General features: G+C 47.0%; 9 protein-coding genes. 3 read left to right on the forward strand and 6 right to left on the reverse strand.

Going from position 1 to position 9,731, the window contains the following annotated elements:
• Both RM811_RS17030 and RM811_RS17035 read right to left on the reverse strand, forming a co-directional pair.
• The coding region (locus RM811_RS17030; RefSeq protein WP_402526746.1) for an FAD-dependent oxidoreductase at positions 1 to 225 on the reverse strand (225 nt) is incomplete at its 3' end.
• Between the two features lie 9 nt (positions 226 to 234).
• Positions 235 to 678, reverse strand: coding sequence for a VOC family protein (locus RM811_RS17035; protein WP_402526749.1), 444 nt, complete (start codon positions 676 to 678; stop codon positions 235 to 237).
• 233 nt (positions 679 to 911) lie between these two features.
• On the opposite strand from RM811_RS17035, the gene RM811_RS17040 reads away from it, so the two are divergent.
• The gene (locus RM811_RS17040; protein ID WP_402526751.1) at positions 912 to 1,475 is read left to right on the forward strand and encodes a TetR/AcrR family transcriptional regulator; all 564 of its coding nucleotides are present in this window, start codon (positions 912 to 914) and stop codon (positions 1,473 to 1,475) included.
• A 19-nt stretch (positions 1,476 to 1,494) separates the two neighbouring features.
• Here RM811_RS17040 and RM811_RS17045 read toward each other — a convergent pair whose 3' ends face one another.
• The 4 genes from RM811_RS17045 to RM811_RS17060 form a co-directional block, all read right to left on the reverse strand.
• Positions 1,495 to 3,405, reverse strand: coding sequence for a choline/carnitine O-acyltransferase (locus RM811_RS17045; RefSeq protein WP_402526754.1), 1,911 nt, complete (start codon positions 3,403 to 3,405; stop codon positions 1,495 to 1,497).
• A 107-nt stretch (positions 3,406 to 3,512) separates the two neighbouring features.
• Positions 3,513 to 5,288 (reverse strand): cholesterol oxidase substrate-binding domain-containing protein, encoded by a 1,776-nt coding sequence (locus RM811_RS17050; RefSeq protein WP_402526756.1) that lies wholly within the window; start codon positions 5,286 to 5,288, stop codon positions 3,513 to 3,515.
• A 108-nt stretch (positions 5,289 to 5,396) separates the two neighbouring features.
• The gene (locus RM811_RS17055) at positions 5,397 to 5,861 is read right to left on the reverse strand and encodes a hypothetical protein (RefSeq protein ID WP_402526758.1); all 465 of its coding nucleotides are present in this window, start codon (positions 5,859 to 5,861) and stop codon (positions 5,397 to 5,399) included.
• A 735-nt stretch (positions 5,862 to 6,596) separates the two neighbouring features.
• Positions 6,597 to 6,800, reverse strand: coding sequence for a hypothetical protein (locus RM811_RS17060; protein ID WP_402526760.1), 204 nt, complete (start codon positions 6,798 to 6,800; stop codon positions 6,597 to 6,599).
• A 309-nt stretch (positions 6,801 to 7,109) separates the two neighbouring features.
• Here RM811_RS17060 and RM811_RS17065 point away from each other — a divergent pair, with 309 nt between their 5' ends.
• Together RM811_RS17065 and RM811_RS17070 are read left to right on the forward strand one after the other, a co-directional pair.
• A complete protein-coding gene (locus RM811_RS17065; RefSeq protein ID WP_402526762.1) occupies positions 7,110 to 9,377 on the forward strand; it encodes a CHAT domain-containing protein in 2,268 nt (755 codons plus the stop codon).
• A gap of 185 nt (positions 9,378 to 9,562) precedes the next feature.
• Positions 9,563 to 9,731 (forward strand): ATP-binding protein (locus RM811_RS17070; protein WP_402526764.1); only part of this gene is annotated, 169 nt, incomplete at its 3' end.

Consider the following 9,731-nt stretch of genomic DNA (forward strand, 5'->3'; position numbering starts at 1 on the left):
CTGTGGTCGTGTACCACCACCAAGATAGAAATGACCCGCCGCCATTGTCGTTGTGCCGTTTATACCGCTTCCCTTCTCCAGTACCAGTACACTGGCTCCGGACTCACAACCACCCAACGCAGCAGAAGCGCCTGCCATACCAAAGCCAACAATGACAAGGTCTGAACTATCCTGCCATTCCAGAACCTCCGACTCTTTGATCGGGAAGAAATCCTTAACGTCCATATACAATCCTTATAGCGAGATGAGTCGGTATGGATTACTGCCATCCCAGTTTTCTGCCTCTTTGGCGCAATACTCATAGCCAGAAATAAAACTGTCGTTTACTTCCATCAATTCAATAACGGTGCTGCCAAGCCAGGGCGCATTGAGATAGTAAAATCGCTGCAGAGGTGTCTTACACAAACCGACTTCAACAAGCCCTGCCTTTCGGGCCTTTTCCAGTGCCTGCTCCATGTCCGGTGCAAAAAAAGCAATCTGGTGAAACATCTGTTGCTCATCAGAGTTCAGAAAGAAATCACTGTAAGGGGAAGGTACATCATTGGTCTGCTGAATAAGCTCTATCTGCACACCATTCTGGAAAGCCAGCCCGACATCCATTCGAACTTCGTAGACTTTTCCATCAACTTCGGTTTCAAGAGGAACATTGCGGTATCCCCACCAGGGTCCTACGCCCATGACGTCATGCTACTGGTGCATGGCATGATCCAGGTCTTTCACTAAAAAGCCCCACTGTCGTACAGGGCCGAACAGGTTTTCTGCAATCATTTTTGGCCTATTGTTATTTTTCTGGCTGATCGGAAATACGACCAGGCACGATGTCTCATTTTTTTAGTTTTGTGACATTCACGATGACACAGTTTATAAATAATGTGACAATAAAAGCAATAATTAAGCGAAAAGGCGTTTTGATGGCAAGCAATACTCCCCAGCGTATTCTGAATGCAGCCGGTAGCTGCTATCAGAAAATGGGAATCCTGAAAGCATCAATGGAAGATATCGCAACAGAGGCCGGAATTAGCCGAAGAACACTTTACCGTCACTTCGCCAATCAGCAGGAAATTCTCAGCTTTGTAATTCAGGAAGCGGCAAGCGCATTTCTGGAAGGGTTGTCCGAATCGCTGAAAAACATTCAGCAATTTGATGATTTTTTTGTGGAAGCTCTGCTTTATAGTATCGAAAAAGGACCAGCGGTCTCGTCACATTCATTTCTATTTGGGCGTGACATTCTTCCCATAATGAATGATCTCTATCTTTCTTCTGAAGATTTCAGGGTACTTTCTACCAGCTTCTGGAGAGAAGAGTTGTTAAAGCGTAACGATAAAAAACAGGTTTATCTGGATATAGAGATGATCTCTGAGTGGTTTAACCGGATCGTCCTTAGCTACCTTGCAACACCAAGCCCTTTGTATAAAAGCAAAGCAGAGTTACAAAAATTGTTTTCAGTAACCGTAAAACCTGCACTCACCCAGTGATAGCGATTGAACATTCTGACTACACAAAGCTCATAGAATTATGCGACTTTCGCCTTTCAATACCGAGCAGCCTGAACAGCTCCTTGGCTGATAGCGTCAGTTCTTCAACAAATTCCTGTGCCCTGTTGCGATTCTCTATCTTCCAGCTGACAGTTATCCTCAACGCTTCAGCCGTTGGATAATAGGCAATCCCAAAACCATCGTCTTCTACCGGGCCAAATACGAAGCGATTAATGTCTGGACCGGCAACACAGGATGTGGACAATGTGTTCTTTTTAATCAGCTCCAGGTAAACAGGATCAGTAAACAGTTCTGGTTTTCTGCTGTCTTTTTGGTCTTGATAAAGTGCGTCACCTGTTTTTTCAAGGGCAAACAGGTGACGATGAATACCCTCACCATCTTTGCATTTTTTAAGTCCTGCAGAATGGGCATTGACTGCCTTTATCAGACAAGCTCTTTTCTCCTTGTCTGATAATCCAGTATTGTTTAACGCATCAATTAACGCGATAGACTCCGGGGAACGACTTCGCAGCCCCTCTGTGCGCCCATACTTGAATTTACTCATGGAAACCGATTCATAGACCGGTGGATGTTGATAACCCGCTTTGCCAACAGCGACCTGAAAAACCATCTGGTAAAATGCATCAGGACTGACCTCGCAATCTTTAATAGCCTGACGACTGACACCTTCAATGACAATGTCCTTCAGCTCAATATCGCTGATTGCATCTTCAAAGCTTTTTCGAGCCTTCTCAATTTCCGGTTTTAGTATCAGAGGCTCGATTTCCGGTATCAATTGTTCAGGCTCTGGAAAAATAGCACTGTTCGATGGTCTCTCCAACTTTGACGTATCGTTAATGTATTTAAACAGGGGAAACCAGGCTGTGGCATCTGCGGGCGTGTGCTCGATAGTGACGCCAATCCTCTCTTTCGGTAGCTGAATAAACTGCAATGTTTTATCAAACCAGCGATTATAGCCGTCGCCCGCCAACAATTGACGGTTGACACTGCCAGCATTCGGAGTTGCGTCAAAGCAGACACAACAGAATGCATCATCAATGGTTCCAATCAGCTTCTTGTTAGCCTCAGTACTGGCAAACTGCTGTTGAAGCTCAGCACATTGATCACGGCCAACGGCGGTTAATGGGGTTAAATCCGTGGTTTCCTGTCGTTGATCAGACGCTTCCTGAAGCGTTTCCAGCTGTTCTGCAAGGCGGGCATGACTGATCAGACTCCCTTCCCGGTTCGCTATTTGTATTTTATATATCTGCCCTTTTGAGAAGACGACAATGTGCTGCTCTGGGCCAGTTTTGCAGGGTTTCAGGTGATCTGAACCACGGCCGGGCTTGTGATTATTAAATAGACTTTCTGCCTGATTCATGGCTGAAGGTTTTTGTTCGGTTTCCTTTTGATGGTACTCACAGGTTGCCAGCACAGCATGGGCCATTTTACTCTCGCAACACCAGTCATCACTTGTCACTTTTATGCCAAAACTGACAAAGCCGGGCGCAGGAAGCCTTATCCCATTGTACATCTCACCCCACAGGTCACTGAGCCACCCCTTCTCTTGATTCGCTTTTTCCTTAAGAATGTTGTGAAGCTTCTCACCTACCCCCGTTCTAAATGATTTAACGTTCTCTATAAATGCCGCGACTTTTTCTTTATCCCCTTCGATTGGACTCATTTTTTCCAGAGTATCCAGTGTATCGCTCAAATCAGGTAAGGGTAGTGGTTTAGGGGGAGTAGACTTTGCATGACTGATGACGCGCTCCCTCATAAGCCGCTTTGTTTCTACATCATGGTCGTCACTGCGAAGAGAGGGCTGAACAGTAACCACCTCAGAAGCCCAAAGGCCCAGACCTGTTTGCTCCCATGATAGCGGTTCTAGCGAATTACCACCTACAGCCAAACTAAATAGTAATGAATCCATAACGCTCCCCCGTCATTTTACTACGACAATAGTTAGACCATTATTGAATATAAAAGTTCTGCTCGAGCCTGGAAGGAAATCTGAAATGTAAACCAAAGCCCTCTTTATCATTCAGGCCGGGAGTAATGGAAGAGCTGGTCCAGAAAACCATTAGAGAAGAGATTGTGAGGGTCGAGCTCCCGCATTTTTTTGATGGTCTGCTCGAAACTTCGGGGTGTGTCGGAGAAGCTTTCCGGTATATTCTTCCCGATGACCTCTTCGTTGTGCCAGGCGCCTTCTTCAGCGGTATAAGCCCAGCCTTTTGACCATTCTACCCGTACCTGTGCAGCCGGGTAGTTGTCAAACAGCCAGGTTTCCAGATCCACATCAAAGGCGTTGGCCCTCCCCCGGGCTTTTACACTGATGGTGGATGGGAGCGTTAACAGATCCAGCCATACGGCGGTATCCACCGCTTCCGAATAAGCGGCGGAACGGGTAAGGGGAGAAAACGCCGGGGGGCTGATGCCGGATTGCCCCCCTTTAAGCCTCCCTTCAAGCCCGTCACTTTCGTCCAGCCCGGTGACTCTTATCTCCAGGGGGCCGCAACTGATATAGACACCTTCACGAGCGTACTGTTCCCGGAGCTGGTAGATTTTTTCGGCAATATCACTGAGAAATCCCTGCACTTCAGATCGAGGCAGGTGAATCGCATAACCGGCAGCAAGAGCTGGCACGGTTGTGGAACGCACATAAAGCAGCGTATGCCAGGCTGGCCCCCACAGGTCCCGTATCGGTTTCTTCAATGCACGCTCCACAACCCGGTACTGGAGCTTACTGGCATAAGGTATAAGCCTGGAGGTGAAAGAGACAATATTTCTGAGTAACAAGACCAGAAACTTAGAGGGTTCATCAGCAAACGGGTAATTATAAGGGGTTGTGGTTGCCATGGATTCGTCCGGCTTTTCGGGAGCCCTGTCCCAGATTTTCAGCCAGGGTTTGTCTGTATAAGGGAACCAGATAACGTTAACACGGCCATGTCTTTCCAGCAGTCTCTGGACGGTAAAGGGGTTATCCTGAGGATCGTTGTGAAACAGTTTTTTCCAGGAAATATTGGTAAAACTACGGCAACGCAAGTGAAAATTGGGAACCACCTGCAGCGTCACCCCGGTGACCATAAGATGGCCAAGGTGGGTCAATACCACATCAGTATCTTCATCGCCCCGGTCAAATGTACGAACCTGATAACTACCGGATGCCGGATCCCAGACGATGGTCCGGATCGAGAGAACGGCATTACTCAGGGAACCAAAGGCGTATTTCGGATCGTCAGGGGAGAGAGGAACGCCAGTTCCATGACCAGCAATAGCCAGGGCACCACCCAGGGTGATGCGACCAATGGCGGGCAAACTCGCCAGGGCATAACCGGATGGGTCATCCCGGGGCGAAGGCTGTTCAGCCAGGTACTGGCACAGGGCTTCCATCCGGATACCGGTCTGGGCCGTCACGACACCATAACCGCTCTCGCAGATATCCATGTGGCAGGCGGTCATGGCAGACAGGTCTACCAGTAATACCTTGCTGTCTTCCGTGGTGTTGGCAGTAATCACCAGCGGTGACCAGTTATGCATACTGCCCAGAGGGCGAACCTGATAGCCCTGTTCCATAGCCCACTGAACTACAGCCAGGGCGTCGGCTTCACTGGTGATGCTGGCGGCCATCAGATGATCGACAACGATGTTTTTTGCCCAGTTCTCAAATTTGAGATGGTAAAACCGGATGCAGTCTATATCCACTACCGCGGATGCTGGCAGGAGATGGGTGGCAATACTGATAAATGCGATGGTCTGGCTGCTGTTTCTGAGAAAGGTTCTGCGGCTCAGCTGCCTGGTATCAAAAGCTGGCATAGTTTATCTCCCTTTGCGGCAAAGAGATGCCAGAGGCAGATAAACGATGCCTGAGGCATCGTTTCAGGTTAGCTATTTATCGGGAAAAATAAAGAAGAAGCGGTGAAATTAAATAACCGATTTTTTCCCTGGAAAATTCTGGGAATTCAGCCCATAAAACAACGCATTACCCGCTACACTGCTGGTAAATATATTGAGCAGAATCACCAGAATGTTGACATAGTTATCGATCATCACCGGGTTAGAGAGAACCGTTCGCAGGCCTTCCATTTCAAGCGCAACAAGATCAGCAATAATCGCCTCTTTCGATATCACTATATCCAGCGATACAAAGGCGCCAAAAAAAATTAATGTGCCACTGATCGTAATGTAGTGCCCTTTTTGGCTGGCCTTAGACATGGTAGTCAGTAATAACAGCAACAGAGTGGTGTAACCAATAAAACCAAAAGCAGGAAACCATCGGTAAATTTCAAATTGCAGGGAAAGGACTCCCAGGATAAAGAACAGTAAAACAGAACTTAACCATAAGAACAGAAAACTGCGATTTGCCGTGGATGGCGCTGTTGATGACATAGCGGAGCATCTCCCAACCCGATAATTTTCCATGATATATCGGCTGATAATGAGACAAGCTTACAATCTGGGAGGAGGTAACAGCGCAGAAAAGCAGCGGATAAGAAAGGCAAAGCTATTCAGTTTTTTCAGGAAGTCTGCCAGCGCAAACAAAAACAGATCCTTCCTGGATCTGTTTTATCTATCCCTATGGACTCCTGTCCTTTTAATTAGGCATCCTGCCTGATGAGCTCCCTGCTTTCCCTTTAGTCATCATCCTGAAAATCCGGACATCCTGTCCACTGGCTCCCTGCCAAAATACATCCCTGATATGCCAGCCGTTTGCCTCCATGGCCTCGTTTGACTTCCTGTCTTAGCTGACGATTACTATATTGCGGTTTTTACGTATTCTTTGCAGTCGGGAAAAAACCATTGCTCGTGTGAGACATTTGCCATAGATGACAGTCGTCTTTTAAATAGCAGCCTGATAACAGCGCGAAATCATTAAGAAGAGAGAGCCCAGGCGTTGATGGGAAAATCACACATACAAAAAAGCCAGACTGAAAAGTCTGGCTTTTTTGTGACAATTGGTGCCCAGGAGAAGACTCGAACTTCCACGCCCTTACGGACACTAGCACCTGAAGCTAGCGTGCCATCCTTATATTTCAATGACTTAGCTGAAATCGTTTTAGGAAAACAGGCGCTAGTGTGTATAATTTCGCGATATTTCGACCAGTTTTTTTAGGACAATTGCTGCTAATCAATTTTCGATAAAATCCCCAGCATTTTCTTCAGCCGGCCCTCATCAAAAATCACCTTTTCAAATTCAACCGGTGAATCCGTTTCAAAATGAATAGCCACAAACCGCTGATAATCATCCCCGTCCTCTGTGGTCATTTCCATCAGCGTATAGCGATATCCGCCATCCACCTCTCTTTCCACCAGGCATTCAGGCAGCACACAAATCTTCAGGATTTTACACCCTGCACATAAACAAAAGCCGGCCCCGTATCATGGCGATAAGAGTGGTCAAAGAAGTACGAAGGTATCCGAATACCTAACGAATAGTCGCATCCAAACTGTTACAGATAACAATCCATATCATCCTCATGATTTTTTATTCGAGTGTAACTGCTCCAGACTAACACGCTCAAAAGAATGGCTTTGGCAAGACAAACATTACAGGAATAAGTATTGATACGTATCAATGTTCGCACGGCAAATATGGTGAATAATCGCCCTCGTTTTTAAGGTGCCTGGCTGTCAGGAATGACTAAAGCATCAGGACACAGTAAATGGGAGGCGATGCGGTTGGTCAATCAACTTCCAAAAACGCCAATGTATCAGGGAACAATCCTGCACGTGAGCCTGGAAGCTGGTAAGGCGTTTGAGGATATAGGGTATCGAGATCAAGCCATCAGTCTTTACGATATGATGCAGAAGTTTTTGGGTGAGAAGAACAAAAGCAATCCTCTTTATGCCCGAGCATTCTGGGAAGTAAAAGTACGACAAAGCAAACTGTTACAACTAAGCAAAGAAACTCAGGCTGAATATGCCACTGCCAGAGTCAATTCCTTATTAGAAACATTTCCGGCTGATAGCCCGCTGCTGTTCGAACCCGTCTCCGATCTGGCATGGAAGCTCCTTGATACAGGTCAAGTTAAGGAAGCGAGAAACTTTATCTTAGGGGTAGTCAATCGCTACAACCAACGCATAGTTGAGTATGGTACATGCGATAGCGGACTGGAGAGTTTATATGCCGGTAATTTGGTCAAGGCTTTTAACTCAACTGAGTTGCTATTCATCGCTGACGATATTTTGAAAAAACTCCTGATAGCCAATATTCAAGGGCATAACATATGGCAATCAAGAAATTGTCGAATGGCACTGTCTACCATTATCGAGACAATGGAGCAACTACAGGATCAGTTCAGTCCATATACCCACTCCAGTGAACGAGTAAAACTTGTAAGCACTATTGTTCTGGCTGCACAACTGCATAGATATAACCCAATGTCCCACTCTCTTGCGATCAGAAAAATCAAACGTGATGCAGAGGGTCAGCCATACAGCCAAGAGCTTAATCGTATGCTGACAATTGGAGAAGAGCAAAATCGCTTGAGAATGCAATTGCGTGACACAATGGCAACCTCGGGAAACCCATCAGCCGCAGCTCAACTTTCCCAAGAAATGGAAAACCTGACCCAGGAATACAACGCAATCCTGACAGCAGTTCAAAAAAAGTATCCTGACTCGGTTGCGCCTCGCATACCGGCACCCATCCATCCTGCATCCATAATGCAAAACCTCTCAAATGATGAGGCAGTTATTCTCTGGGCTGTCGAAGAAGATTATAGATCTCAAGCAATAGTTATTACTCGGGAGTGGATTCAAGCCGTTGCACTTCCTACTAACTACACTGACATTGAGCAACTGGTCAACGAGGCCAGAAAAACTCTGGACCAACCCGACACTCGTTCAGCCATGGATATACGTCCATTCGCAATGGACTCAGCCTATCAGTTGTATCAAAAAGTTTTTGAACCTCTGCAGCCTTACCTGAAAGGAAAAAAGAAACTGTATCTTTTGCCGGATGGGCCTCTCGCAAAGCTGCCATTTCAGGTGTTGCCAACGCGTTTACCTGACCAGGCTATTACATCGCCGCTGGATTTCATGCGCTATCGATCAGTGTCATGGCTCGGCGACGATTATCTGATGAATTATCAGCCATCCCTGAACAACCTCTATGAACAGTTGACCACAACGGTTGAGAAAAAAACGGACAACAGTGAGCGACTGGCCTACGCCGGGTTTGGTAATCCCGTGATGCCACAAACGGAACCTGATGATAAGGGGAGTAATCTTCTCATTGCCGCCAGAGACAACCTCAAGGATATACGTCAGAGGTTACAGTCATCTTTTAACTTTATGGGTGACAGTACACTGGAAAACCTGAGTCGCCTGCCGCCTCTTCCCAAAACAGAGCAGCAACTACGAAGTATCGGTCAGATTCTGGGAGACGATGATTATATCTATGTCGGGAAATCCGCAACGCTTGACCAGTTACAGCAATTGCCGTTGTCACGATTTCAGACACTGGTTTTTGCGACCCATGGTTTGATGGCCGGTAAGAATTTGCCAGAGCCCGGGCTGGTAATGACACCGGTAGATGGTGATTACTCGACGGCGATACTCGATAGCAGCACTATCGCAGGTCTCGAACTGGATGCTGACCGGGTAATTTTGTCTGCCTGTAACACCGCTGAGCTGGGCAGAGATAACGGTCTGGCCAGTCTCAGTACCGCATTTTTCCAGGCCGGGGCAAGAAGTCTGGTGGTTTCACACTGGTCTACCGAGCAATCAGCAACAACCGATTTAATGGTTAAACTCTTTCAGCAACTGGAACAATCGCCGGAGCAAGGGCTTACGGTGGCATTACGACAGGCGGCTCGTGATATGCGAGACAACGATAAAAATATGTTACTCGCACATCCAATGTTCTGGGCACCCTTTGTGGCCATTGGCCGGGATCTATGACGACCTTAATTTATGAGCAGTACACCTATGCCTGACATAATGGCGGATGAAGCACTTATTGAACGGTACAACAGTGGCGATGCAGCTGCTTTTGATATCCTCTACGAGCGCTACCGACAATCCTTTTACAACTATCTGGTAAAGACTACCGGGAATGCGGCTCTGGCTGACGACATCTACCAGAATTGCTGGGAAAAGATCATACAAAAAAGGGGAACCTGCTCATCACTGGTCCTTGTGGGAGCGGCAAGAGTTACCTGGCCTGTGCAATTGGTCACATGGCTTGTCTGAAAGGTCACACTGTCCGATATTATCGCACCTCACGGCTGCTTGAAGAGCTGACGGTCTCACACG

The sequence above is a fragment of the Endozoicomonas sp. genome, from assembly GCF_031844845.1.
Lineage (GTDB): Bacteria > Pseudomonadota > Gammaproteobacteria > Pseudomonadales > Endozoicomonadaceae > Endozoicomonas.